The organism is Streptomyces sp. NPDC020742 (genome assembly GCF_040641675.1).
Classification (GTDB): Bacteria; Actinomycetota; Actinomycetes; order Streptomycetales; family Streptomycetaceae; genus Streptomyces.
The window spans coordinates 73,164-97,550 of record NZ_JBFAEA010000004.1 but is presented as its reverse complement, the minus strand read 5'-3'; the positions used below and the strand labels follow the sequence as shown (position 1 = coordinate 97,550).

The window sequence follows — 24,387 nt, the reverse complement described above, 5'->3', positions numbered from 1 at the left end:
CTCCGTGCCGGCGGGGTCAGTCGGCGCCTGTGGTCAGCTGACGACCTTGAGCTTCGTCGGCCAGCCGTCGCGCTCGGCCTTGGTGAAGAGGTCGTTGATGTCGGCCGGGCTCAGCTTGATGCAGCCCAGCGAGCGGTAGTCATCGGAGCTGTCCCAGCGGTAGGGGTTGTCCTTGCCGGGCTGCGCGTCGGCCTGGCTGCCCTCGGGCCACATCTCGCTGTGCACGAACAACTCGGCGCGGGTGGTCCGGCCGTTCTCGCACACCTTGTCCTGGACGTGTATCACCTTCCCGTTGACCCCCACGTCCCCGCCGTTGTAGTGCGCGTCGTGGGCCAGCACCTGATAGGTGCCGTTCGGCAGCCAGCCCTGCGAGGTGGCGCACTCGTTCTTGCCGTTGGGGCCGTTGTCACCGGAGCCGGCGCGGTACTTGGCGAGCACCTTGTCCTTGGCGTGCGGGATGCTCTCCATCAGGTAGAGCCGTGAGTTGAGCGGGTCGCTCTGGTTCTTGTTGAAGTAGAGGTACGTACCGTCGGCCGCGGCGGTCTTGGTGGTCTCGGTGGTCTTCCCGGACGCCGGCTGGGCGGCCAGCGCGGGGGCGGCTGCGGTGGCGGCCAGACTGCCGGCCAGCGCCAGCACAGCGGCCAGCGGCGCGATCCGGTGACGGATTCCCATGGGTGTTTCTCCGTTGCGGTGGGGGTGTTGCCGGGGCTCGTGGGGATGCCCCGGTCGGGAACCCTAGGACCCTCATGTGATGAGTACGTAACCGGAAGATGATCGGTTGTCTCGAACCGGCACCCGGCTGTCCGTGCAGGTCAGTTGGGGTGCCGGTCCGGTCGTGCGGTGTGGGTCAGACGGCGGCGGTCAGTGCCGCCGGCCGCCGGGGCGTCCGGTCAGCTGACGACCTTGAGCGTCGTCGGCCAGCCGTAGTGCGCGGCCCTGGAGAAGAGGTTCTTGATGTGGGCCGGGGTGAGCTTGATGCAGCCCAGTGAGTAGTAGTCCCGGACGCCGTCCCAGCGGTAGGGGTTGTCCCGTCCGGGCTGCCGGGCGCCCTGGGTGCCGTTGACGTTCATCTCGCTGTGCACGAACAGCTCGGTGCGGTTGGTCCGGTGGTTCTTGCACACCTTGTCCTCGACGTGGATGGCATAGCCGTTGATGCCCCGGGAGCCGCCGTTGTGGCGCGTGGTGTGGCCCAGCACCCGGTAGCTGCCGTTGGGCAGCCAGCCCTGCATGCTCGCGCACTCGTTCTTGCCGTTGCGCCCGCCGTTTCCGGAGCCCGCGCGGTAGGTGGCCAGCACCTTGTCCTTGGCGTGCGGGACGCTCTTCATCAGGTAGAGCCGTGAGTTGCTCGGGTTGCCCTGGTTCTTGTTGAAGTAGAGGTACGTACCGCCCGCGGCGGACGGCCGGGCAGACGGTCCGGACGCCGGGTGGGCGGCGAGCGCGGGGGCCGCCCCGGTGGCGGCGAGGCTGCCGGTGAGCGCCAGTGCGGCGGCGAGCGGAACGAGACGGTGACGGATTCCCATCGGAGTATCTCCCGTGGTGTGAGGACTCGTTGCGGTGTGGGGCGATGCCGGCCGGGCAGCACATGACCCTGCTGGGAGCGCGGCTGTCCGGCAAGGGGAATCCGCCGTCCCGGACAGGCCGGGGACGTCCGGGCTGGTCGGACGGGGCCGGCGGCATGTCCGGAGGGGGGAAGGGGCGCTGTCCGGGGCGTCGGGGACGGTGTTGTGGCACCGGCCCGGCGGCGGTTCAATGGCCCGCATGAAGAGCACGGGGGGCTCCGGCGGATTATCTCCGGCGGCGGCCGGTGACGCGGCCGCACTCATCGGCCTGATGCAACAGCTCAAGGAACAATCAGGATTGACCTACCGTCAGCTCGAACAGCGGGCGGCGGAACGGGGGGAGACGCTCGCCCGCAGCACGCTCGCCGACGTCCTGCGCAGACGGACCCTGCCGCGGGCCGAACTCCTCGCTGTGTTCCTCCGGGCCTGCGGCTGTACGGACGGCGAGGTCGGCGTGTGGCTCGCGGCGCGGCAGGGCATCGAGGAGCGGGCGGCGGCGGTGGCCGAGGAGCCGACGGACGCCGGACCGCAGCCGGACGCCGGACCGCAGCCGGACGCCGGACCGCAGCCGGAGGCCGGGGAGGTGCCCGGTGTCGCCGCCGTACCCGACACCCGGCGCCGGCGCCCGTACCGCGGACGGGCGCTGCTGAGTGGCGCCGTCACGCTGGTGGTGCTGTCGCTCGCCGTCGGCGTACCGCTGCTGACCGGGGGCGGCGCCGCCCGGCACGAGGCCGTGGCGGAGGCGCCGCTGCCCACGGGCGAGGTCCGCATCCGTCCGCTGCGGGCTCCGGACCTGTGTCTGACGGACGGGCGGGTGCTGCGGGTGCGCCGGTACCGCACGGTCGCCGTGCAGCGGCCCTGTGTGGAGGCCGTACCGCCGCAGACGCATCTGACGGCGGCCGGTGCGGGGCACCACCGCATCCAGTGGACCCATCGTGACGGCGACAAAGGCTGTCTGGTCCTGCTGCGCGAGCCCGGCCTGACGGGGCTGCTGGAGCCGTGGGACGACTGCACGGCGGGCGGGCCCGCGCAGTTGTTCCGGGTCGAGCCGGCCGAGCGGCGGGCGGGCGCCGGCGGGACGGCGTACCGGCTGCGGCTGAGCGGTGACGGCGCCGGGCAGTGCGTCACCCTCGGCCGCGAGGGCCCCGGCGCCACCGCCCTCGCCCGGCCCTGCACGGGGGCGGACGACCAGACCTTCCTGATCGGCCCGGGGTGAGGCGGGCGGGCCCACCGGCGTCCGGGTCCACCGGCGGGCGGGCCCACCGGCGAACGGGCCCACCGGCGTCCGGGCCCGCGGACGACCGGGCCCAGGCGACGGAGCCCAGGCGACGGGGCCGGCCTGAGGCGGCCCGCCGCCTCCGGACGGGCCGCGTCAGGCCCCGGCCGCCTCCGCCGTCCCTCCGTTCCGCGGCGGCAGCGCCGGGCGGGTCCGGTCCGGCACGTCCGACAGGTCCGGCGGGGTGGCCGCCGGGTGCCGCTCCAGCAGCTCCAGCGCGGTCCGCACCGCCACACCCAGCGTCGGGTGCCGGCCCTCGGCCCAGTGCAGCGGGGAGCGCAGCGCCTCGATGTCGACCTCGACGCCGTGGTTCTCCACGCCCCAGCCGTAGAGCCGGAACCACGCGGCGTTCATCGGCACCGTGATCGCGGTGCCGTCGGCGAGCCGGTGCCGGCCGGTCATCCCGACCACCCCGCCCCAGGTGCGCATCCCGACCACCGGGCCGATGCCCTGGAGCTTGAACGCCGCGGTGATCATGTCGCCGTCGGACGAGGTCATCTCGTCGGCGACCGCGACGACCGGGCCGCGCGGGGCGTTGCCGGTGTACGAGACCGGCTCGGCGTCCCGGGTCAGGTCCCAGCCGATGATGGTCCGGGTCAGCTTCTCGATCACCAGCTCGGAGATGTTGCCGCCGGCGTTGCCCCGTACGTCGACGATCAGCGCCGGGCGGGAGACCTCCTTGCGCAGATCGCGGTTGAACTGCGCCCAGCCGGAGCCGCCCATGTCGGGGATGTGCAGGTAGCCGCAGCGTCCGCCGCTCAACTCCTGCACCACGGCCCGGCGTTTGGCCACCCAGTCCTGGTAGCGCAGCGGACGCTCGTCGATCAGCGGGACCACCGCGACCCGGCGGGCGCGGCCGCCGTCGTCGTCGGGCGGCGAAAACGTCAGCTCGACGGTGGTGCCGCCGGCCGCGGCCAACAGCGGGGACGGGCCGGTGACCGGGTCCACCGGGCGGCCGTCGACATGGGTCAGCGCGGAGCCCTCGCGGATGCCCGTACCGGCCAGCGGTGAGCGGGCCTTGGAGTCCGAGGACTCGCCGGGCAGGATCCGTTGCACGATCCACCGGCCGTCCCGGCAGACGAAGTTGGCGCCGAGCAGACCGATCGCCCGCTGGTAGTGCGGCGGCCCCTCATTGCGCCGGGCGCCGGTGACATACGCGTGCGAGGTGCCCAGCTCGCCCAGCACCTCGCGCAGGAGGTCGGCGAACTCGTCGGGGGAGGCGACCCGTTCGACCAGCGGCCGGTACTGCGCCAGCACCGCGGCCCAGTCGATCCCGCACATCCGCGGCTCCCAGAAGTACGCCCGGATGATCCGGCCCGCCTCGTCGAAGCCCTGCCGCCACTCCGCGCCCGGGTCGACGTCGTGCAGGATGCGCCGCAGGTCCAGATAGACGGTGGAGTCGCTGTCCGACGACTCGGTCGCCGGCACCGCCCGCAGCTCCCCGTCGTCGTTGACCACCAGCCGGGTGCCGTCCCCGCTGAGCGCGAACCCGTCCAGCGAGCTGGTGAGTTCGGTGCGCCGCGCCTTGGTGAGGTCGAAGTGTTCGAGGGTGGGCTTGCCGGAGGTGTTGTCGGGGTTGGCGAAGGTCTCGCCCAGCGCGCCGGAGATCGGCCAGCGCAGCCACACCAGCCCGCCGCCGCTGACCGGCTTCAGCGAGGAGTACTTCGACGCCGGCACCGGGAACGGCGTGACGCGGTTCTCCAGCCCCTCCACCTCCACCAGCACCGGCCCCTCACCGGCGGGCGGAGGATTCTCGTCCGGGTCCAGCCCGCCCGCCGCCGGCCGCCCCTCCGGGGACAGCGCGAAGGGCGACGGGGTCGCCGACGACAGCGGTACGAGGTAGGGGCGGCAGCCCAGCGGGAACGACAGATCGCCGGTGTGCACGTCGTAGACCGGGTCGAAGCCGCGCCACGACAGGAACGCCAGGTAGCGCCCGTCCCGCGTGAACACCGGCTGCTCGTCCTCGAAGCGCCCGTTGGTGACGTCCACGATGTGCCGGTCGGCGAGCCGGGCCATCCTGATCTGCCGCAGTGAACGGCCGATGCCCGGGTGCGACCAGGTCAGCCACCGTGAGTCCGGGGAGAACGCCAGGTCGCGGACCGGCCCGTTCGCGGAGCGGACCAGCTCGATGACCCCGCCGGGCCCGGCCGCCGCCTCCTCCGCGCTGCGGTCCTCCTCCGTCGAGCCCTCGTCGGGGCGGGTGACGTCCACCAGCAGCAGCCGGCCGTCGTGCGCGGCCACCGCCAGGCGTTCGCCGTCCGGCGAGGAGGCCATCTCATGGACCCGGCCCAGCTGCCCGGCCGCCAGCCGGCGCGGCTCGCCCGGCGCGCTGGCCCGCGGCAGGTTGGTGATCTCGACGGCGTCCTCGCCCTCGGCGTCGGTGACGTACGCGATCCGGCCGCTCGCGCCCAGCATCTCCGGCAGCCGGACGCGGACGCCCGGGGCGTCGTGGATCGTCCGGGCCGGGCCGTCGCGGTGGGTGAGCCAGTACAGGCTGCCGCGGACCCCGAGGGCGCTGGCCCGCCCGGTGGCGTCCACCGCGACCGAGGTGACGTGCGAGGCGGCCGGGACCTGGTAGCTGCGGCGGCCGGCCCGGGGGCCGCCCAGTCGCACCGCCAGCTTGCGCGGGACGGCGTCCGGGCCCAGGTCGTCCACTAGCCAGAGATCACCGGCGCACTGGTAGACGATCCGCTCCCCGTCGGTCGAGGCGTGCCGGGCGTAGAAGTCGGCGTGATCGGTGTGCCGGCGCAGATCGGTGCCGTCCGGCAGACACGAGTACACATTGGCGACACCCTCGTGGTCGGACAGGAACGCGATCCGCCCGCCGACGAACATCACCGAGTCCAGGTGCCCGCCCAGATCCGGCAGCAACCGGGTACCGTGCAGCCACAGCCGGCCCATCGCACCGCCCCGGTAGCGCTTCCAGGAGGCGGGCTCGTGCGGCGGTTTGCCGGTCAGCAGCAGGGTCTTGTGCTCCCCGTCGACATCGGCGACCGCGATGTCCGACACCGGCCCCCAGGGCAGCTTCCCGCCCTGACTGCCGTCGGTCGCCAGCTTGTACGCCCACGAGTAGTACGAGAACGGCTGGCCGTGCGAGGACACCGCCAGGATGTGCCCATCCGGCATCCACCCGCAGACCCGTGCGTCCGTACTGCCCCAGTACGTCAGCCGGCGCGCCGGACCGCCGTCGACCGGCACCAGGTGCACCTCGGGGTCCAGGCTGCGCCAGCTGGTGAAGGCGAGGTGCTGTCCGTCGGGGGAGAAGCGGGGATGGCCGATCCGGGTGCGGTCGACGGTCAGCCGCCAGGCCCGGCCGGGCTCCTGCCCGTCCGGGGCGATCGGCGCCACCCACAGGTCGTCCTCGGCGGCGAAACAGAGCAGCTCGCCGTGCAGGTGCGGAAAGCGCAGATACCCTCCGTGCGGCGCGCCGGACCCGGCCGGCATACGGCGCAGCCGACCCTGCGATCCAGCGGCGGCGCCCGCCTCCCGGCGCGGCCCGTCGGCCTCGGGTGCATCGCTCACCCATCCATGGTTCCGGCCGGGAGTGGGCGTGGCAACTCGGACTGACGGGTCTCGGACACGGTGCGCGGCACTGCCGTCACCCACAGCCTCCACAGCTCCCACAGCCTCACCCGTCACACGCGAGGCCGTTCGCCGCCGCACCGCGTAGGGGGCAGGCTCCGGCCACTACGTCACGCCGTACGGGGTGGCTGTCAGCCGCCGTGCCGTACGTCGTCGACGAACGAGGCGAATGCCGTGGCCGGAAAGAGCAGCACCGGTCCGTGGGGGTCTTTGGAGTCCCGCACGGCGACTCCCGCAGCGGTGCGGGCGATCTCGACGCATTCGTTGTTGGCTGCGCTGTAGCTGCTCTTGATCCAAGCGGTGGCGGATATCTCGGCCCGGGACGGCGGGCGCTCAGTCATGGGACAGCTCCTGGCGTGCGGTGGCCAGCAGCCGCAACGACGCTGAGGTGTCGGCTGCTTGCGAGCGAAGGTAGTCGAACGTGAGCTGAGAAGCCGCCACTTCTCCGCGTCGTCGAGAAACCCGCCACGCCGGCGCATCCCGGACGTCGGCGACGGACCCGATGATCCGGACGGCGCGGATGACGACGCACACGTCTGACCGGTGGGTGGGGTCGGCGGGAGCTGGTCGGTGGCTTCGCCGTATGGGCCGAGGTGCGCGGCTGATCATGGGGGAGGGGGCGCCGCCGGGGGCGTGTTTCTACGGGGCGTACAACTGGTGGCGGTGATCCTCGACGTTCCGCACGACGGGCGCTCTTGCAAGTTCTTCGCAAGAGGCACCACCATTGGCTGGTTGTCAGCGCCCTTGGCCTGTTGTAGTGCCCGAAGCGGAGAACCCCAGATGCACGTACCCGATGGATTCATCAATGCGCCGGTGTCGGTGGCGGCCGGTGCGGTCGCCGCCGCCGCGGTGGCGGTCAGTCTGCGTGGTGCCCGGCGGGAGCTGGCGGGTGCGGGGCAGGAGGCCGGCGCGGGCGCCGAGCGTACGGCGCCGCTGGCCGGGCTGGTGGCGGCGTTCATCTTCGCCGTGCAGATGCTGAACTTCCCGGTCGCGGCCGGCACCAGCGGGCACCTGCTGGGCGGTGCGCTGGCCGCGATACTCGTCGGCCCCTACACCGGGGTGCTCTGCGTCTCGGTGGTGCTGCTGATGCAGGGGGTGCTGTTCGCCGACGGCGGTCTGACCGCGCTGGGCGTCAACATCACCGATATGGCGATCGTGACGACCGTGGTCGCCTACGGCCTGTTCCGGCTGCTGGTGAAGGTGCTGCCGCGGCGGCGCCGCTCGGTCACCGTCGCCTCGTTCGTCGCCGCGCTGATCTCGGTGCCGGCCGCCGCCGTCGCCTTCACGGCGATGTACGCGCTGGGCGGTACCGCGGACGTCCCGATCGGCAAGGTCTTCACTGCCATGGTCGGGGTGCATGTGCTGATCGGGATCGGTGAGGCGGCGATCACCGCGCTGACCGTGGGTGCCGTGATCGCCGTACGGCCCGACCTGGTGTACGGCGCGCGGGGGCTGGCCCAGCCGCTTCAGCTGCGGACCTCGCCGCTGGCCGGACCCGGTACGGACGGGGCGCCGGCGGCCGCCGACGCCCCCGCCGCACCCGCACCCGCGCCCGCGCCCGCATCCGCACCCGCTCCCGCCGCGGCCCCCGCCACCGGCCGCCGCTCCGTCCGCCCCGTCTGGCTGGCCGGGCTCGCCGCCGCCCTGCTGTGCGCCGGCGGCCTCAGCTACTACGCGTCGGCCAGCCCCGACGGCCTGGAGAAGGTCGCCCACGACCAGGGCATCGACGCCAAGACCAAGCCGCACGCCTCCGAGGACTCCCCGCTCGCCGACTACAGCGTCAAGGACATCGCCGACGCGCGGCTGTCCGGCGGCCTGGCCGGTGTCATCGGCGTCGGCGCGACCCTCGCCGTCGGCACCGGGGTCTTCGTGGTGCTGCGCCGCCGCCGGGGCGCCAAGACCCGTCCGGCCGCCGACACCGCGCCGGAGCGGGGCTGAGATGGGCGCCGATGGGGGTACCTCCCTGCTCGAGCGAAGCCGAGAGCTCGGGGGAGCGCACAAGCTCTACCGCCACGGGCACTCGCCGGTGCACGCGCTGCCCGCGCACTGCAAGATCGCGGCGGTCTTCTGCTTCGTCCTGATCGTCGTCTCCACCCCGCGCGAGGCGGTCTGGGCCTTCGGGCTCTACGCGCTGCTGATCGCCGCGACCGCCGCCGCGGCCCGCGTCCCGGTCGGCTTCCTGCTCAAGCGGCTGCTGATCGAGGTGCCGTTCGTCGCCTTCGCGGTCCTGATGCCGTTCGTCGCCGAGGGCCCGCGGATCGACGTCGCCGGGCTGGAGCTGAGCGCCTCCGGCCTGTGGGGCGCCTGGAACATCCTCGCCAAGGGGACGCTGGGCGTCGCCGCGTCCGTCCTGCTGGCCGCCACCACCGAGCTGCGGGAACTCCTGCTGGGCCTACAGCGCCTGCGGATGCCCCCGCTGCTCGTCCAGATCGCCTCGTTCATGATCCGCTACGGCGATGTGATCACCGACGAGATGCGCCGGATGCGGATCGCCCGGCTCTCCCGTGGCTTCGAGGCGCGCGGCGTACGGCACTGGGGGGTGCTCGCCAAGTCCGCGGGCGCGCTGTTCATCCGCTCCTACGAGCGCGGTGAGCGCGTCCACCTCGCCATGGTCAGCCGCGGCTACACCGGCACCATGCCGGTGTACGACGCGGCCACCGCCACCCGCACACAATGGACCCGCGCGGCCGCCCTGCCGGTCGCCGCGCTCGCCGTCTGCCTCCTGGGATGGACCCTGTGAGTACCACCACGCCCGCACCCGCCCCCTCGCTGCAGGTCTCCGGCCTCGCCTACGCCTACCCCGACGGCCACCAGGCCCTGTTCGGGGTCGACCTGACCGTCGGCCGCGGCGAACGCGTCGCCCTCCTCGGCCCCAACGGCGCCGGCAAGACCACCCTCGTGCTGCACCTCAACGGCATCCTCGCGGCGGGCGCCGGCAGCGTCGCGGTGGCCGGACTCCCGGTCGCCAAGGACACCCTGGCCGAGATCCGCCGCCGGGTCGGCATCGTCTTCCAAGACCCCGACGACCAGCTGTTCATGCCCACCGTGCGGGAGGACGTCGCCTTCGGCCCGGCCGCCGCGGGGCTGCGCGGCGCCGCACTGGACGCCCGGGTCACCGAGGCGCTCACCCGGGTCGGGATGGCCGAGTTCGCCGACCGTCCGCCGCACCACCTCTCGTTCGGCCAGCGCCGCCGGGTGGCGGTGGCGACCGTCCTCGCCATGCGCCCCGAGATCCTCGTGCTGGACGAGCCGTCGTCCAACCTCGACCCAGCCTCCCGCCGTGAACTCGCCGACATCCTGCGGTCGTTGGACGTCACCGTGCTGATGGTCACGCACGACCTCCCGTACGCGCTGGAGCTGTGCCCGCGCTCTGTGGTGCTCTCCGGGGGCGTGCTGGTCGCCGACGGCACCACCCAGGAGCTGTTGTGCGACGAGGAGCTGATGCGCAGCCACCGGCTGGAGCTGCCGTTCGGCTTCGACCCGCGGTCGGTGACCGTCCCGGACGGCCGCCTCCGGTAGCGCCCCGGGTCCCGTTCCCCATCGCCTCGTTCACCCTCGCCCCGGTGTGACGAACACCACCGGGCGCCGACCCTGGTCATCAGCACCGATCCGCGCGTTGCACCATTGAGGGGTCACGAAAGCGACGGATGAGTGGGAAGCGGGAGACAGTGGTGGACGTCCAGGGCACGGTCGAGGACGGCTTCGAGCCGGTCCGGGACGCCTTCCTGGCCAACTTCGCGCGACGCGGAGAGCGGGGGGCGGCGGTGGCCGTCTACCGGCACGGGCGGAAGGTCGTCGACCTGTGGGGCGGCACGAAGGACGGGGACGCCCCCCTGGACGGCACGGCCGCGCCCTGGGAGGCCGGCACCGCACAGGTGATCCGGTCCGCGACCAAGGGCATCGCCGCCGTCGTCCCGCTGCTGCTGCACCAGCGCGGCCAGCTCGACCTGGACGCACCGGTCGGCACCTACTGGCCCGAGTTCAAGGCGGCCGGCAAGGAACGGGTGCTGGTCCGCCACCTGTTGTCGCACCGCGCCGGACTGCCCGTCCTGGACACCCCGCTCACCCCGGCGCAGGCCATCGACGGCGTCAGCGGCCCCGCCGCGGTCGCCGCGCAGGCCCCCGCCTGGGAGCCCGGCACCGACCACGGCTACCACGCCCAGACCTACAGCTGGCTGCTCGGCGAACTGGTGGCGCGGGTCACCGGACGCACCCTCGGCAGCTGGATCGCCGAGGAGGTCGCCGGACCGCTCGGCCTGGACCTGTGGCTCGGCCTCCCGCCGGCCGAGCAGTCCCGCACCGGACGCCTCGCGGCCGTCGAGACGCCGGCCCCGCCCGCGTCGTCGGGCCTGCGGGTACGCCCCAAGCAGGCGGTCGCCGACGCCTACGCGGACCCCGCCTCGCTGACCAACCGGGCCTTCGGCGCCATCGCCCCGGCGCCGGACGAGAACGCACCCGAGTACCGGGCCGCCGAGCTGCCCGCCTCCGCCGGTGTGGCCACCGCCCGCGCCCTGGCCCGGTGTTACGCGGCGCTGATCGGCGCCGTCGACGACCGCCCCCGGCTGTTCGCCCCCGCCACCCTCACCCTCGCCCGTACCGAGGAGTCCGCGGGCCCGGACCGCACCCTCCAGGTCAGCACCCGCTTCGGCCTGGGCTTCATGCTGCACGGCCCGGCCGCACCGCTGCTGGCGCCCGGCTCCTTCGGGCACCCCGGTCGGGGCGGGGCGCTGGCCTGCGCCGACCCCGAGAGCGGGATCGCCTTCGGCTACGTCACCAACGGTATGCAGCGCAATGTGACCGCCGACCCCCGCGCCCAGGCGCTGCTGCGCGCGGTGGCCGGGTCGTCCCCGGTGGCCGGCTGACCGGCCGCGGGGGCAGCCGCCCGCGGTGATCCGCCCCGGCGGAACGGGCCGTTGGGCCCGCACCCGCCCGGGCACGGCCGCGCCCGCCTGCGCCCGTCCGCCTGCGCCCGTCCGCCTGCGCCTGTCCGTCTGCGCCCGCCCGTCAGTCGTTGCGCAGCGCGGTGAGCAACTCCGGGTTGGCGACCAGCAGTCCGCCGTCGACCGGCAGGGTGATCCCGGTGACCCAGGCCGCGTCGGAGGAGGCCAGATAGGCCACCGCCGCCGCGATGTCCGCCGGCCGGCCGACCCGGCCCAGCGGATACGCCGAAGCGGCGCGCCGTAACCCCTCCTCGTGGCCCTTCCAGTTGGGGGTGTCGACGGTGCCCGGCGCCACCAGGTTGACCCGTACGCCGCGCGGGGCGGCATGGCCGGAGAGGGTGCGGGTCAGGCTGGCCAGGCCCGCCTTGGCGGCGCTGTAGGCGTGGTTGCCGAAGTTCTGGATGCCGTTGACCGAGCCGATGTTGACGATGGCGCCCCGGCCCCTGGCGGCGGCCAGGTGCGGCAGCGCGGCCTTGGCGCAGCGGAAGGCGCCGCCGAGCGTGATGTCGAGGTCCGCCGCCCAGCCGTCGTCCGGCTCGTCCTCGAAGCGCAGGGCGTCCGGATGGCACCGGTAGGCATTGTTGACCAGTACGTCCAGCCCGCCGGAGAACTCCACCGCGTGTGCGACGGCCGCCTCGACGGCCTCCCGGTCCCCGACGTCGCAGGCCCGCGCCGCGGCCGTGCCGCCGGCCTCCCGGATCCGCTCGGCCGCCCGCTGGGCCCGCCCGCCGTCGAGGTCGGTGACCACCACCCGCGCGCCCTCCTCGGCGAGCCGTCGCGCGGTGGCCTCCCCGATGCCGCGTCCGGCCCCGGTGATCAGCACGCTGTACCCCTCGAACCGTTTCATGGACCGAGTCTGCCCGGCACCGCGGCGCGGTATCTCCGACGGTCGCGAACGGTCAGCCGTTGTACAGCATCAGACTGATCCCGAGCACCATCAGACCCGCCGCGGCGATCCGCGGTACACCGAAGCGCTCCTTGAAGAAGACCGCCCCGATCGCGGCGCCGACGATGATGGAGGACTCCCGCAGCGCGGCGATGGGGGCGAGCGGGGCCCGGGTCTGGGCCCACAGCACCAGCCCGTAGGCGAAGACCGACAGGACGCCGCCGGCCAGCCCGCGCAGCGCGAACGGCCGCAGCTCGCCGAGGAGCCGGCCGCGGCGGACGGCCAGCGCATAGAGGGGGATGACGAGGCCTTCGAGGATCATCAGCCAGGCGATGTAGCCGACGGGGGTGCCGGAGGCGCGGACGCCGAGGCCGTCGACGGTGGTGTACGAGGCGATGGCCAGCCCGGTGGCGAGCGCGGCGGCCAGGGCCGGCCAGTGGGTGGGGGTGCCGGAGCCGCGGATGCCCCACAGGGCGACCCCCACCAGCCCGGCCGAGGCCAGGGCCACCCCGGCCAGCGCCCAGGGGCCGGGGACCTCGTGGACGAAGACGGCGGCCAGGACCGTGACGACCAGGGGCGCGGTGCCGCGGGCGATGGGGTACATCTGCCCGAAGTCGCCCAGCCGGAACGACTGCATCAGCAGCGCCTGGTAGACGATGTGCAGCACCGCCGAGCCCAGGAGGAAGGGCCAGCAGCCGGCGGCGGGCAGCGGGGTGGCGGCGGCCATCACCAGTCCGCACAGCGCCCCGCCGCCGCCGACCAGGGTGAAGGCCAGCAGCTGGTCACGTATGCCGTGGGCGATGGCGTTCCAGCTGGCGTGGGTGACGGCGGCGGCCAGGACGGCCGCGACGACGAGCGGGGTCACGCGGGACGCTCCCGGAGGGCGGCGGCCGTGCCGCGGGGGTGGGCCGGGGAGCCGCCGGCCGGTGCTGCGATGGGCGCTGAATCGGTCATGGCCCGCACGCTAACGAAGGATGTACGGGCCATGCGAAGGGAAATCCCACTGCCGGGACGGCGGGGCGCCTCCGCCCCGCCGTCGCTCAGTGCGCGGTGAGGATGGCGCGGACCACCGGGCCCGCGTTGGAGCCGCCGTGACCGCTGGCCGGGACGACGGCCGCCGCGGCCATGTCGTCGCGGTACGCGCTGAACCAGGCGTTGGGCTTCTTCTGGTTGTCGACCTCGGCCGAACCGGTCTTGGCGCCGACGTCACCGCTGACCCCGGCCATCGCCTCGGCGGCCGTACCGGAGGTCGCGGTCAGCTTCATCAGCGACCGCAGACCGCTGAGGGTCGACGGCTTCATCGTGCGGGGGGCCTTGGCCAGCGTCCGGTTGTCCAGCGACGGCGCGACGATGTACGGCTGGTGGAAGGAGCCGGCGCGGACCGTCGCGGCGAGCGTGGCGACGTTGAGCGGGTTCATCCGCACCCCGCCCTGGCCGATCAGCGAGGCCGCCATCTGCGCGTCGTGCTGCACCGGTACCGCGCCGTCGAAGGTGGGGATGCCGGTCTGCCAGTTCAGGCCGATGCCGAAGACGTCCCGGGCCTCGTTGGTCAGGTCGTCGTCGCTGAGGTCCTTGGCGTGCGAGATGAACGCGTTGTTGCAGGACGCGGCGAAGCTCTGGGCGAAGGTGCCGTCCTTGATCTCGGACTTGTTGAGGTTCTGGAACTTCCAGCCGCCGACGGTCACGTACTTGGGGCAGGGGTTCTTCTTGCCAGGCGAGGTCAGGCCCTTGTCCATCAGCAGCGCCGAGGTGACGATCTTCATCGTGGAGCCGGGCGCCAGCGAGCCCTGGGTGGCGAGGTTGAAGCCCTTCTCCGGGGCGTTGGCGAGCGCCAGGATCTCCCCGGTGCTGGGCTTGACGGCAGCGGCGGCCGCTGACTTCTTGCCCTTGACCGCGCGCTCGGCCGCCGACTGCAGCGTGGCGTCCAGCGTGGTCTTCAGGGTGCCGGGGGTGCCCTTGGCGAGCACCTTCAGCGTCTTGTCGGGCAGCTGCTCGGCGGGCTTGGCGCTCTTGGCGCGCTGGATGAACAGCTCCACGCCGGGCTTGCCGTCGGTCTTGTCGCCGTACTTGTCGCGCAGGCTGTCCAGCACCCCGGCCAGCGTCGGGTGCGCCTGGGCGGTCAGTGCCTTGCCGTTGCGGTCCACGGCCTTGATCGGGGGCGCCTCGGCCTCGCCGGTGCGCAGCACGTCACCCTTGGCCAGACCCGGGTGGAGCACCGCCGGCTGCCAGGCGATCCGCGGCTTTCCGGTGCTCTTCTCACGGTGCACTGTCGCCGAGGCGCGGTAGCTGTACGGGGCCTTGGTGCCCTTGTAGTCGATCTGCGCGGCGACCGTGTAGGGGACCTTGTCGCCGGCCGGTGTGCCCGGCGTCACCGTCACCTTCGAGAACTTCGCCTGCTGGGTGAAGCCCGCCAGTGCGGTCTTGGCCGCTGCCGGGTCGTCCGTCAGCCCCGCTGCCTTGGCGGCGTCGCCGGACTGCCAGGCGGTCAGGAACTGCTGCGCGGTCGTCTGCACTTCCTTGGCCGACAGGGGACCGGTGGGAATGCGGGGGCCGTCCTGGCCGCCCTTGCCGTCGGCCGACGTGACCTCGGTGGGCGAGGCGTCGTCGGAGCCGCCGAACAGCGCGATGCCGCCCACGATGCCCGCAACCAGGGCCGCCGATCCACCGATCAGCCCGTACTTCACCTCGCGGCGCATTGCCACCGATTCCCTCCCAGGAGCCTCGTCCTTGAATACGCACACAAGAACGTGCCTCGCACTCTAAGGGACACGGGGAGGGCACCGAGTCTCGATCCGGGCACGGTCCGGTGACGCGCTGTTGTATGGCTGTTACGGAACTGTCGTACTCCGCTGCCCGGTCGCACTCCGTCGCCGGACGAACTCCGCCGCCGTCGGCGCGGGTTGCCGCCTACACCCAGGTGTCGAACCACATCCGGTGGTGCCAGGCGCTCTTCGGGATCGGCATGCCCGTATAGAGGGGATAGAAGTAGATGAAGTTCCACACGATCAGGAGGACCAGGACGCCGGCGCCCACCGCGCCGGCGGTCCGGCGGCGCTCGGTCGACCCCGGGGGCCCGATGAGCGCGCCGATCATCATGGCCAGCGCCAGGCACAGGAACGGGACGAACACCACCGCGTAGAAGAGGAAGATGGTCCGCTCCTGGTAGAGGAACCACGGCAGATAGCCGGCGGCCACCCCGCAGGCGATCGCCCCGGCCCGCCAGTCCCGCTTGAACAGCCAGCGGTAGAGCACGTAGAGCAGCGCGAAGCAGGCCGCCCACCACAGCAGCGGGGTACCCAGCGCCAGCACTTCGCGGGCGCAGCCCTCGGCCGCGGTGCAGCCGTCCTGGCCGGCCTTGGGGTCCTCGTAGAAGTACGAGACCGGGCGGCCCAGGACCAGCCAGCTCCAGGGGTTGGACTGGTAGGTGTGCGGGGTGGTCAGGCCGGTGTGGAAGGCGTAGACCTCGGTCTGGTAGTGCCACAGGCTGCGCAGCCAGTCCGGCAGCCAGGTCCAGGCGCCGGTGCGGCCCTCGGGGGTGGTCGCCCAGTCGCGGTAGTAGCCGCCCTTGGTGGCGATCCAGCCCGACCAGGACGCGAGGTACGTGGCGAGCGCCACCACGACCGTCGCGCCGAAGGCCGGCAGCACGTCGCGGCGCAGCACCGCGCGGAACGGGCGGTGGGCCCCGGCCGTACGGCGGGCCGCGACGTCCCACAGCACCGACATCAGGGCGAACGCCGCCAGGAAGTACAGGCCGTTCCACTTGGTGGCCGCGGACAGCCCCAGGCACAGCCCGGCCGCGATCCGCCAGGGCCGCCACCCCAGCCGCAGCGCCCCGCCGACCGCGCCGTCGGGGCGGGCGGCGCCGTCCGGGCCGAGCGGCAGCGCGGCCGCCAGCCGGGCCCGGGTGCGGTCCCGGTCCACCAGCAGACAGCCGAACGCGGCCACCACCCAGAACATCACGATCAGGTCGAGCAGGGCGGTGCGGCTCATCACGAAGTGCAGCCCGTCCACCGCGAGCAGCGCGCCGGCCAGGCAGCCCAGCGCCGTCGACCGCAGCAGCCGCCGCCCGATCCGGCAGACCAGCAGCACCGACAGCGTGCCGAGCAGGGCCACCATGAAGCGCCAGCCGAACGGGTTCATCCCGAACGCCCACTCACCCAGCGCGATCAGCCACTTGCCCATCGGCGGGTGCACCACGTACGAGTGCTCCGGCGAGAGCAGGATCTGCGGATGGTGGGCGACCAGCGCGTCATTGGCGTTCTTGGCCCAGGTGCCCTCATAGCCGTACTGCAGCAGCGACCAGGCGTCCTTGGGGTAGTACGTCTCGTCGAATATCACCTTCCGCGGGCTGCCCAGGTCCCAGAACCGCAGCACCCCCGCGAACAGCGCCACCAGCAGTGGACCGGCCCAGCCTGACCAGCGCGTCAGCCGGGCCGCGAGGTCCGGGCCGGCCCCGAACACCGCCCACATCCGGCCACTGGGCTCCGGAAAGGCGGGCACCAGCCGCGCCCGGACATCGTCCTGGGCGCGCACGGGGTACCCGAAGCGGCGCAGTCGCCGCTGCCACACGGGCGGCGGTCCGGCCTCGTCCGGGGCGCGGTGCGCGGCGGCGTCGGTCGCGGTGGTCTCACTCGTCACCCGGCCCATCGTAGGGAAACTGCCTGTGGACCCGCGCGGAGCGCCACCGGGGGGATGCCGACCGGTCGGGGCGCACCGGTGTCCTGGGAGGATGGGCGGGTGACTGGAACGCTGGTACTTGCAGGGACGCCGATCGGCGAGATCGCGGACGCGCCGCCGCGGCTCGCCGCCGAGCTGGTGGCCGCCGATGTGATCGCGGCCGAGGACACCCGGCGGCTGCGCCGGCTGACCCAGGCGCTGGAGGTCCAGCCCGCCGGGCGGATCGTGTCGTACTTCGAGGGCAACGAGGCGGCCCGGACCCCGGAGCTGGCCGACGCGCTGTCCGGCGGGGCCAGGGTGCTGCTGGTCACCGACGCCGGGATGCCGTCGGTCTCCGACCCCGGCTACCGCCTGGTCGCCGCGGCCGTCGAGCGCGGCATCACGGTCACCGCCGTACCGGGGCCCAGTGCGGTGCTGACCGCGCTGGCGGTCTCCGGGCTCCCGGTGGACCGCTTCTGCTTCGAGGGGTTCCTGCCCCGCAAGGCCGGTGAGCGGCTCACCCGGCTGCGCGAGGTCGCCGAGGAGCGCCGCACCCTGGTCTACTTCGAGGCCCCGCACCGCCTGGACGACACCCTGGCCGCGATGGCCGAGGTCTTCGGCGCGGACCGGCGCGCGGCGGTCTGCCGCGAGCTGACCAAGACGTACGAGGAGGTCAAGCGCGGCCCGCTGGGCGAGCTGGCGTCCTGGGCGGCCGAGGGCGTCCGCGGTGAGATCACCGTCGTGGTGGAGGGGGCCGCGCCGGGCGGGCCGGGCGAGCTGGACGCCGCGGAGCTGGTGCGCCGGGTGCACATCCGCGAGGAGGCCGGGGAGCGCCGCAAGGAGGCCATCGCCGCGGTCGCCGCGGAGGCGGGGCTGCCCAAGCGGGAGGTCTTCGACGCGGTGGTCGCAGCGAAGAACGCAGAGAAGGCCGAGCAGGCAGACAAGGCGAACAAGGGGAACAAGGGCGGATAAGACGGGCAGGTTGGCGGCCCGGATCCGGCCGCCGGCGCCGGTGGGAATCCGGCCGCGAACACCGCCCCGAACCGGTCCGTCGGCGATTGATGCGCAGGACAGAGCGAAAACCGACTCATCAGAAGGTAAACGGCCGGCCGAAAAGGTAAAGCGCAGGCCGGGGCATTGGGGTGATTTTCCTACTGCCGGCCAAATCTGGGCCAATAGCGTCGGCGATCTGCTGCATTGCGACGGGGAAGGGCGTCCACTGGGGGAGGGACGAACGGTTCCCGAAGACCTTGTCCAGCGGACAAGAGGAGCGCACATGAGCGAGATCGCGAAGACCACGGGCGCACCCACCGGCGGCGACGTCCACTCCTTCCCCCGGCCCGAGCCGGACGCACATGAGGCCTACAGCTTCGCCTGCATGAAGTGCGGCCACGGCTGGGAGCAGGCGTACGAGATAGTCCACCAGGCCGACACCAAGGGCGATGTGCACGCCGTCTACTACGCCGACGACGAGCGGGTGCCCTCCCCGCTGACCCACCCCGGCTGCCTCAACTGCGGCAGCACCGTCGTCCGCATCATGCGGTCCGGCCAGGTCTCGATGGTCTCCGACGCGATCGCGCACCTCCATCAGCGCCGTCCCGACGGCGCCAAGGGCGACAAGCAGGACCGGAAGAAGGCGCCGGCCGCACGGGCCGAGGCGCCCGGCGGCAGCACCGCCGAGGGTGGCGCGGAGAGCGGCCGGCACCACTGGCACCTCTCCGACCTGCTGCACCCCTTCCAGCACCACCGCAAGTGAGGCCCCGGCCGCGGTCCTCGTAGGATCGCGGCCATGGCTCCGCAGGACAAGAACACCCCGCCGCCGCTGCCCGAACCGCTTCGGGTGGCGGTCGCGGATTCGCACACCCACCTGGACATGCAGGACTCCACCGTCGAGGAGGCGCTCGCCAAGGCCGCCTCGGTCGGGGTGACCACCGTCGTCCAGGTGGGCTGCGACCTGGCCGGCTCGCGCTGGGCCGCGGACACCGCCGCCGCCCACGACGCCGTGCACGCCACGGTGGCCCTGCACCCCAATGAAGCGCCGCGGATCGTGCTGGGCGACCCCGACGGGTGGTCGCGGCAGGGGGCTCGCGAGCCTGGCGGCGACGCCGCGCTGGACGCCGCCCTCGCGGAGATCGACCGGCTCGCCGGCCTCCCGCAGGTCCGCGGCGTCGGCGAGACCGGCCTGGACTACTTCCGCACCGGACCCGACGGCATGGCCGCCCAGGAGCGGTCCTTCCGCGCCCATATCGAGATCGCCAAGCGGCACGGCAAGGCCCTGGTCATCCATGACCGGGAGGCGCACGCCGACGTGCTGCGGATCCTGCGCGAGGAGGGCGCGCCGGAGCGCACCGTCTTCCACTGCTATTCCGGCGACGCCGCGATGGCGAAGGAGTGCGCCGAGGCCGGCTACTTCCTGTCCTTCGCCGGCAACGTCACCTTCAAGAACGCCCAGCCGCTGCGCGACGCCCTCGCCGTCGCCCCCGCCGAGCTGGTCCTCGTCGAGACCGACGCCCCCTTCCTCACGCCCGCGCCGTACCGCGGACGGGCCAACGCCCCGTACCTCATTCCGGTCACCCTGCGGGCGATGGCCGAGGTCAAGGGGAGGACCGAGGACGCCCTGGCCACCGCCGTCGCGGCGAACACGGCACGGGCCTTCGCCTACTGAGCCCGGCGCCGGGCCGGAGCCGGGGACGGAGCCGGGCCGCGACGGCGGTCCGCCGCCCCGGCCCGCGCCCGTCCGGGAGTCCGACGCCCCCAAGCGGCCACCCGGCCCCCTTCCCCTCGGCGCCCATGGGCACTCTCCGTAGCGAAGTGAATTTGGAGAGTCACCAACCCTCCGCTACCCTCCGGCCGTCAACCGCATCCGTGGCATGGGGAGCGCGCCGTGAGACCGTCATCGAGCAGTCACCGTGCCGCGCGCGGCCGTCGCAGACGCCGCGCCGAACGCCCCGACGCGCTGCGCCGCCTGGTGCCCCGGGCCCTGGTCGTCGCCTTCCTCGCCGGCGGCACCACCGCGTTCGTCGCACACGACAAGGCGATCCGGCTCAGTGTCGACGGCACCCCGCGCACCCTGCACACCTTTGCCGACGACGTCGATGACCTGCTGGCCGACGAGCACCTCGCGGTCGGTGCCCACGACATCGTCGCGCCCGCCCCGGGCACCGAGCTGAGCAGCGGCGACGAGGTCGTCGTCCGGCACGGCCGGCCCGTCCAGCTCACCGTCGACGGGCAGCGCCGCACGGTGTGGACCACCGCCGGCACCGTCGACGCCGCGCTCCAGCAGCTCGGCGTCCGCGCCGAGGGCGCCTACCTGTCGGCCTCCCGCTCCCGCCGGATCGAGCGGCACGGCATGGAGCTGGCGGTCCGCACCGAACGCTCGGTGGTCTTCGTCGCCGACGGCCGCGAGTACCGGGTGCGCACCAACGCCGCCACCGTCCGGGAGGCCCTGGCCGAGGCCGGGCTCGGGCTGCGCGACCAGGACACCACCTCGGTGCCGCCGGACAGCTTCCCGCGCGAGGGCCAGACCGTCTCCGTACTACGGATCACCGGCTCCAAGGAGGTCCGCGAGGAGCCCATCCCGTTCCGTACGGTCAACCGGGCCGACGCCGGGCTCACCCGCGGCACCGTCGCCGTCGTCCAACAGGGGCGGCCCGGCCTGCGGCGGGTCACCTACCGGCTGCGCACCGTCAACGGCGTCCGGCAGAAACCCAAGCGGCTGCGCAGCGAGGTGGTGCACGCCCCGCGCCCGCAGATCGTGCACCTCGGCACCCGGGCGCTGCCCACCTCCGTCCGCGGCGCCGACCACCTCCACTGGGGCGCCCTGGCGCACTGCGAGGCGGGCGGCCGGCCCGATGCCGTCGACTCCTCGGGCACCTACGGGGGCCTCTACCAGTTCGACGTCACCACCTGGCACGCCCTCGGCGGCCGCGGCCGCCCCCAGGACGCACCCGCCCAAGAACAGACCTACCGGGCCAAGAAGCTCTACCTCACCCGGGGGGCGAGCCCCTGGCCGGTGTGCGGCCGTAAGCTTCACGGGTGAGCAACAGCAGCACCGACGACTCCGGCCCCCTCCTCGGGCCCGCCGACATCCGCGAACTGGCCGGCGCGCTGGGGGTCCGTCCCACCAAGCAGCGCGGCCAGAACTTCGTCATCGACGCCAACACCGTCCGCCGTATCGTGCGCACCGCCGAGGTCCGGCCGGACGACGTGGTCGTCGAGATCGGGCCGGGACTGGGCTCGCTGACCCTGGCGCTGCTGGAGGCCGCCGACCGGGTCACCGCGGTCGAGATCGACGAGGTGCTGGCCGCCGCACTGCCCGGCACCGTGGCCGCCCGGCTGCCCGCCCGCGCCGACCGGTTCGCGCTGGTGCACAGCGATGCCATGGACGTCACCGAGTTGCCGGGCCCCGCGCCGACCGCGCTGGTCGCCAACCTGCCCTACAACGTCGCGGTGCCGGTGCTGCTGCACATGCTCGCGACCTTCCCGAGCATCGACCGCACCCTGGTGATGGTGCAGTCCGAGGTCGCCGACCGCCTCGCCGCCCGCCCCGGCAACAAGGTCTACGGCGTGCCGTCGGTCAAGGCCAACTGGTACGCCGAGGTCAAGCGGGCCGGCGCCATCGGCCGCAACGTCTTCTGGCCCGCCCCCAACGTCGACTCCGGCCTGGTCTCCCTGGTCCGCAGGGAGAAGCCGGTCGAGACCACGGCGAGCCGCCAGGAGGTCTTCGCCGTCGTCGACGCGGCCTTCGCCCAGCGCCGCAAGACGCTGCGCGCCGCCCTGTCGGGCTGGGCCGGCTCGGCCGCCGCCGCGGAGGCCGCGCTGGTCGCCGCCGGCATCTCGCCGCAGGCCCGCGGCGAGGCGCTGACCGTCGAGGAGTTCGCGCGGATCGCCGAGCACAAGCAGCCGGGCGGGACGCCCGGCATCCGTCAGGCAGGGGGAGCCACCGCATGACCGCCACGACCGCCGCCTCGGTCACCGTCCGGGTGCCGGCCAAGGTCAACGTCCAGCTGGCCGTGGGCGCCGCCCGCGCGGACGGCTTCCACGACCTGGCCAACGTCTTCCTCGCGGTCGGCCTCTACGACGAGGTCACCGCCACCCCCTCGGACACCCTGCGGATCACCGCCGAGGGCCATGACGTCGACCAGATCCCGCTGGACCGGACGAACCTGGCGGCCCGCGCCGCCGAACTGCTCGCCGCCCGCTACGGCCTGGCCCCGGACGTCCACCTCCACATCACCAAGGACATCCCGGTCGCCGGCGGCATGGCCGGCGGCAGCGCGGACGCCGCCGGGGCCCTGCTGGCCTGCGACGCCCTCTGGTCGACGGGTGCCTCGCGCGAGGAACTCCTGGACATCTGCGCCGAGTTGGGCAGCGACGTCCCGTTCAGTCTGGTTGGCGGGGCGGCCCTGGGCCGCGGCCGGGGCGAGCTGCTGACCCCGCTCCCCGTCGGCGGCACCTTCCACTGGGTCTTCGCCGTCGCCGACGGCGGCCTGTCCACCCCGGCTGTCTATGGGGAGTTCGACCGCCTGACGGCGGACACGGACGTCCCCGAGCCGGAGGCCGCCCCCGAGCTGCTGGCCGCCCTGGAGTCCGGTGACGCCACCGCGCTGGCCGCGGCCCTCACCAACGACCTCCAGCCGGCCGCGCTCTCGCTGCGCCCGTCGCTGACCGAGACCCTGGCCGCCGGCACCGCCGCCGGCGCCCTGGCCGCGCTGGTCTCCGGCTCGGGCCCGACCACGGCCTTCCTGGTCAAGGACGCGGACGCGGCCGGGGTCGTCGCGTCGGCACTGATGGAGTCGGGGACGTGCCGGCAGGTACGGGTGGCGGATTCGCCGGCGGTGGGGGCTACGGTTCTCTGATCCGGGGGCGGTCGGCGGACGGCCCGCTCGGGCGGACGGGTCGGGCCGGTTGGCCGGACGGGTCCGCCCCGGTGCCTCCCGCCTCGCGCCCCCACCCCGACCGGGGGCGGGGGCCCTTGGGGGGTGTGGGAACAGATCCAGTAGGGGGCACACGCGCCCCCGCGGGGCCACAACGGCGGTGGGGAAGGCGGCATTCCCACGGGCTACGCGCGTGCGGAGTTGCTCAGGGAGCGCCCGAAAATCCTCGGGAGCCCCGGCCGCCCGCCGCCCCGGCCGCCCGCCGCCCCGGCCGCCCGCCGCCCCGGCGCGGCGGCGCCTGGTCCGGGTGCGCCGGGTGTCGCCCGGGTATTCCGCCGTGCGAGGACGGAAGCGGCCCGGTGCAGCCGCCCGTCGCCGCCGACGACCGGTGGCGGGCGGCTCAGGGCGCCCGGCGCCAGGAGCCGGAGGAGGCTGTGCGCCGGTCCAGCACCACGGTCATCTCGCGAGCGACCTTGAGGTGAGGGGGCAGGGTGCGGCGCAGTCCACTCGCCAGCAGGTCGATCGCGCTGAAGTGGAAGTAGCCCTGCGGACTTACGAGGACCAGGCTCCCGTCGATCAGCTCGGTGTGCGGCGGGAGATCCGGCAGTGTGAGCAGGTCGTCCACTGTGTACCCGTCCAGCGGGGGCATCCGCCAGTGATGCTGCTCGATGGACTCGGCGGTTCCTCCCATGGGCGGGATTCTTCGGCCTGCTGGTCCACGGTAGCGGCCCTATCCCGATCACGTCATCACAAAGAGTGACCAGGGCGTGCCGCGCCGCAGGCCACCGCCAGCACCCCTGCCACCAACCGGCCCGCCGCCACCGCGCGTTCGTCGGCCGTCGGGACGCAGCGGTCCGCCGCCGGGTCGTACGCGGTCATGATCACGCCGGCGTGGTCGGTGTCCGACTCCTGGAGCGTCACCGCTCGGCCCGCGGTGCGCAGCGCCTGCGCCAGGTCGCGGGAGTGCTCGGGCGGCAGCACGGTGTCCCGAGTGCCGTGGACGAGGTGGACCGGGACGCCCGGGTCCCGGCCCGCGGCGAGGTCGGCCAGCGGCGCGCTCCCCGTGGTGCGCGCCAGCAGGTCGTAGCGGCCCGCCACCCCGACCACCGCGGCCGGCCGCCGGCCCCCGGTGTCCTCGGGCCGCAGTGCGACCCCCAGCGCGGCCCCGGCACCCGCCGACCACCCGGCCAGGACGAACGACTCCCCGTCGCCGCCCAGCCCGCCCGCTTCCCCGCGGACGAAGGCCAGCGACTCCAGCAGCTGCGCCCGGCCCCCGTCCGCGGCGTCCGAGCGCCAGTCCGGTACGAGCACCAGCAGCCCGTGCGCCGCCGCGGTGTGCGCCAGGGGCGCGAGGATGTCCCGCTCGTCGGGGCCGATGCCGTGCCACAGCAGCACGGTCGGCGCCGGCCGGGATCCTTGCGCCGGCCGGTACGCGTCCAGCTGCTTGCCGCCCGGGCCGTAGACCAGCCCGCGTTCCACCCGTACCGCCGCACCTGTGTCCGAAGTCATGGCGGTGACGCTATCCAACCGGGCCCGGAGCCGGCGGCTGCGGTGGCGGGCCGTACCGCATCCGCCGGACCGGGCGGGGGCCGTCCGCGCGCCGACTAGGCTG

General features: G+C 73.8%; 20 protein-coding genes and 1 pseudogene. 11 read left to right on the top strand and 10 right to left on the bottom strand.

The genetic code is table 11. The features are described from left to right. Positions 1 to 33: 33 nt before the first annotated feature. Entirely contained in the window at positions 34 to 672 is a 639-nt protein-coding gene (locus AB0G84_RS09845) for a hypothetical protein (protein ID WP_361318016.1), read from the bottom strand. A 218-nt stretch (positions 673 to 890) separates the two neighbouring features. Then, positions 891 to 1,520: a hypothetical protein gene (locus tag AB0G84_RS09840; protein ID WP_361318014.1), complete on the bottom strand. Its 630-nt coding sequence runs from the start codon at positions 1,518 to 1,520 to the stop codon at positions 891 to 893. Positions 1,521 to 1,758: 238 nt separating this feature from the next. Here AB0G84_RS09840 and AB0G84_RS09835 point away from each other — a divergent pair, with 238 nt between their 5' ends. Continuing rightward, a complete protein-coding gene (locus AB0G84_RS09835) occupies positions 1,759 to 2,775 on the top strand; it encodes an XRE family transcriptional regulator (protein WP_361318012.1) in 1,017 nt (338 codons plus the stop codon). Positions 2,776 to 2,931: 156 nt separating this feature from the next. Here the strand turns inward: AB0G84_RS09835 and AB0G84_RS09830 are convergent, their stop codons facing one another. Both AB0G84_RS09830 and AB0G84_RS09825 read right to left on the bottom strand, forming a co-directional pair. Further along, positions 2,932 to 6,279, bottom strand: coding sequence for a S41 family peptidase (locus AB0G84_RS09830; RefSeq protein WP_361318561.1), 3,348 nt, complete (start codon positions 6,277 to 6,279; stop codon positions 2,932 to 2,934). 269 nt (positions 6,280 to 6,548) lie between these two features. Further along, positions 6,549 to 6,758, bottom strand: a complete 210-nt coding sequence (locus AB0G84_RS09825) for a DUF397 domain-containing protein (protein ID WP_361318010.1) — start codon at positions 6,756 to 6,758, stop codon at positions 6,549 to 6,551. A 439-nt stretch (positions 6,759 to 7,197) separates the two neighbouring features. Here AB0G84_RS09825 and AB0G84_RS09820 point away from each other — a divergent pair, with 439 nt between their 5' ends. The 4 genes from AB0G84_RS09820 (at position 7,198) to AB0G84_RS09805 (ending at position 11,279) form a co-directional block, all read left to right on the top strand. After that, on the top strand, positions 7,198 to 8,355 hold the full coding sequence (locus AB0G84_RS09820; RefSeq protein WP_361318008.1) for an energy-coupling factor ABC transporter permease: 1,158 nt from the start codon (positions 7,198 to 7,200) through the stop codon (positions 8,353 to 8,355). Position 8,356: 1 nt separating this feature from the next. Beyond that, positions 8,357 to 9,157, top strand: a complete 801-nt coding sequence (cbiQ, locus tag AB0G84_RS09815; protein WP_361318006.1) for a cobalt ECF transporter T component CbiQ — start codon at positions 8,357 to 8,359, stop codon at positions 9,155 to 9,157. Next, positions 9,145 to 9,936: an ABC transporter ATP-binding protein gene (locus AB0G84_RS09810; RefSeq protein WP_361318004.1), complete on the top strand. Its 792-nt coding sequence runs from the start codon at positions 9,145 to 9,147 to the stop codon at positions 9,934 to 9,936. Before cbiQ ends, AB0G84_RS09810 begins: the two co-directional genes overlap by 13 nt. A 128-nt stretch (positions 9,937 to 10,064) precedes the next feature. Then, on the top strand, positions 10,065 to 11,279 hold the full coding sequence (locus AB0G84_RS09805; protein WP_361318002.1) for a serine hydrolase domain-containing protein: 1,215 nt from the start codon (positions 10,065 to 10,067) through the stop codon (positions 11,277 to 11,279). A 142-nt stretch (positions 11,280 to 11,421) separates the two neighbouring features. On the opposite strand, the gene AB0G84_RS09800 is transcribed toward AB0G84_RS09805, so the two are convergent. From AB0G84_RS09800 to AB0G84_RS09785, 4 genes are all read right to left on the bottom strand, one after another. Continuing rightward, the gene (locus tag AB0G84_RS09800) at positions 11,422 to 12,204 is read right to left on the bottom strand and encodes an SDR family NAD(P)-dependent oxidoreductase (protein WP_361318000.1); all 783 of its coding nucleotides are present in this window, start codon (positions 12,202 to 12,204) and stop codon (positions 11,422 to 11,424) included. Between the two features lie 52 nt (positions 12,205 to 12,256). After that, positions 12,257 to 13,108, bottom strand: coding sequence for an EamA family transporter (locus AB0G84_RS09795; RefSeq protein ID WP_361317998.1), 852 nt, complete (start codon positions 13,106 to 13,108; stop codon positions 12,257 to 12,259). Positions 13,109 to 13,283: 175 nt separating this feature from the next. Then, positions 13,284 to 14,939, bottom strand: coding sequence for a penicillin-binding transpeptidase domain-containing protein (locus tag AB0G84_RS09790; protein ID WP_361317996.1), 1,656 nt, complete (start codon positions 14,937 to 14,939; stop codon positions 13,284 to 13,286). A 211-nt stretch (positions 14,940 to 15,150) separates the two neighbouring features. Beyond that, positions 15,151 to 16,890, bottom strand: a complete 1,740-nt coding sequence (locus AB0G84_RS09785) for a phospholipid carrier-dependent glycosyltransferase (protein WP_361317994.1) — start codon at positions 16,888 to 16,890, stop codon at positions 15,151 to 15,153. 90 nt (positions 16,891 to 16,980) lie between these two features. On the opposite strand from AB0G84_RS09785, the gene rsmI reads away from it, so the two are divergent. The 6 genes from rsmI to AB0G84_RS09755 all read left to right on the top strand — a co-directional run bounded on the left by rsmI (position 16,981) and on the right by AB0G84_RS09755 (position 22,757). After that, entirely contained in the window at positions 16,981 to 17,871 is an 891-nt protein-coding gene (gene rsmI / locus AB0G84_RS09780; RefSeq protein ID WP_361317992.1) for a 16S rRNA (cytidine(1402)-2'-O)-methyltransferase, read from the top strand. Between the two features lie 304 nt (positions 17,872 to 18,175). Further along, entirely contained in the window at positions 18,176 to 18,655 is a 480-nt protein-coding gene (locus AB0G84_RS09775) for a hypothetical protein (RefSeq protein WP_361317990.1), read from the top strand. Between the two features lie 33 nt (positions 18,656 to 18,688). Beyond that, positions 18,689 to 19,564 carry a TatD family hydrolase gene (locus tag AB0G84_RS09770; RefSeq protein WP_361317988.1) on the top strand — a complete coding sequence of 292 codons (876 nt, stop codon included), beginning with the start codon at positions 18,689 to 18,691 and terminating at the stop codon, positions 19,562 to 19,564. 219 nt (positions 19,565 to 19,783) lie between these two features. Beyond that, a complete protein-coding gene (locus tag AB0G84_RS09765; RefSeq protein ID WP_361317986.1) occupies positions 19,784 to 20,938 on the top strand; it encodes a ubiquitin-like domain-containing protein in 1,155 nt (384 codons plus the stop codon). After that, entirely contained in the window at positions 20,935 to 21,849 is a 915-nt protein-coding gene (rsmA, locus tag AB0G84_RS09760) for a 16S rRNA (adenine(1518)-N(6)/adenine(1519)-N(6))-dimethyltransferase RsmA (protein WP_361317984.1), read from the top strand. The genes AB0G84_RS09765 and rsmA overlap by 4 nt, the downstream gene beginning before the upstream one ends. Then, complete coding sequence (locus AB0G84_RS09755; protein ID WP_361317982.1) at positions 21,846 to 22,757, top strand: 4-(cytidine 5'-diphospho)-2-C-methyl-D-erythritol kinase; 912 nt, start codon at positions 21,846 to 21,848, stop codon at positions 22,755 to 22,757. Before rsmA ends, AB0G84_RS09755 begins: the two co-directional genes overlap by 4 nt. Positions 22,758 to 23,211: 454 nt before the next feature. Here AB0G84_RS09755 and AB0G84_RS09750 read toward each other — a convergent pair. After that, positions 23,212 to 23,466, bottom strand: a pseudogene (locus AB0G84_RS09750) (Uma2 family endonuclease); the annotation flags it as partial. Positions 23,467 to 23,522: 56 nt separating this feature from the next. Then, positions 23,523 to 24,284, bottom strand: a complete 762-nt coding sequence (locus tag AB0G84_RS09745; RefSeq protein WP_361317980.1) for an alpha/beta hydrolase fold domain-containing protein — start codon at positions 24,282 to 24,284, stop codon at positions 23,523 to 23,525. Between the last annotated feature and the right edge of the window lie 103 nt (positions 24,285 to 24,387).

Bases quoted from the DNA above. Each gene is read 5' to 3' on its own strand.
- AB0G84_RS09805 (WP_361318002.1), top strand. From the start codon at position 10,065: ATGAGTGGGAAGCGGGAGACAGTGGTGGACGTCCAGGGCACGGTCGAG.
- cbiQ (WP_361318006.1), top strand. From the start codon at position 8,357: ATGGGCGCCGATGGGGGTACCTCCCTGCTCGAGCGAAGCCGAGAGCTC.
- AB0G84_RS09825 (WP_361318010.1), bottom strand. From the start codon at position 6,758: ATGACTGAGCGCCCGCCGTCCCGGGCCGAGATATCCGCCACCGCTTGG.
- AB0G84_RS09790 (WP_361317996.1), bottom strand. From the start codon at position 14,939: ATGCGCCGCGAGGTGAAGTACGGGCTGATCGGTGGATCGGCGGCCCTG.
- AB0G84_RS09800 (WP_361318000.1), bottom strand. From the start codon at position 12,204: ATGAAACGGTTCGAGGGGTACAGCGTGCTGATCACCGGGGCCGGACGC.
- AB0G84_RS09775 (WP_361317990.1), top strand. From the start codon at position 18,176: ATGAGCGAGATCGCGAAGACCACGGGCGCACCCACCGGCGGCGACGTC.
- AB0G84_RS09745 (WP_361317980.1), bottom strand. From the start codon at position 24,284: ATGACTTCGGACACAGGTGCGGCGGTACGGGTGGAACGCGGGCTGGTC.
- AB0G84_RS09830 (WP_361318561.1), bottom strand. From the start codon at position 6,279: ATGCCGGCCGGGTCCGGCGCGCCGCACGGAGGGTATCTGCGCTTTCCG.
- AB0G84_RS09770 (WP_361317988.1), top strand. From the start codon at position 18,689: ATGGCTCCGCAGGACAAGAACACCCCGCCGCCGCTGCCCGAACCGCTT.
- AB0G84_RS09845 (WP_361318016.1), bottom strand. From the start codon at position 672: ATGGGAATCCGTCACCGGATCGCGCCGCTGGCCGCTGTGCTGGCGCTG.
- AB0G84_RS09810 (WP_361318004.1), top strand. From the start codon at position 9,145: ATGGACCCTGTGAGTACCACCACGCCCGCACCCGCCCCCTCGCTGCAG.
- AB0G84_RS09755 (WP_361317982.1), top strand. From the start codon at position 21,846: ATGACCGCCACGACCGCCGCCTCGGTCACCGTCCGGGTGCCGGCCAAG.
- AB0G84_RS09840 (WP_361318014.1), bottom strand. From the start codon at position 1,520: ATGGGAATCCGTCACCGTCTCGTTCCGCTCGCCGCCGCACTGGCGCTC.
- AB0G84_RS09820 (WP_361318008.1), top strand. From the start codon at position 7,198: ATGCACGTACCCGATGGATTCATCAATGCGCCGGTGTCGGTGGCGGCC.
- AB0G84_RS09785 (WP_361317994.1), bottom strand. From the start codon at position 16,890: ATGGGCCGGGTGACGAGTGAGACCACCGCGACCGACGCCGCCGCGCAC.
- AB0G84_RS09835 (WP_361318012.1), top strand. From the start codon at position 1,759: ATGAAGAGCACGGGGGGCTCCGGCGGATTATCTCCGGCGGCGGCCGGT.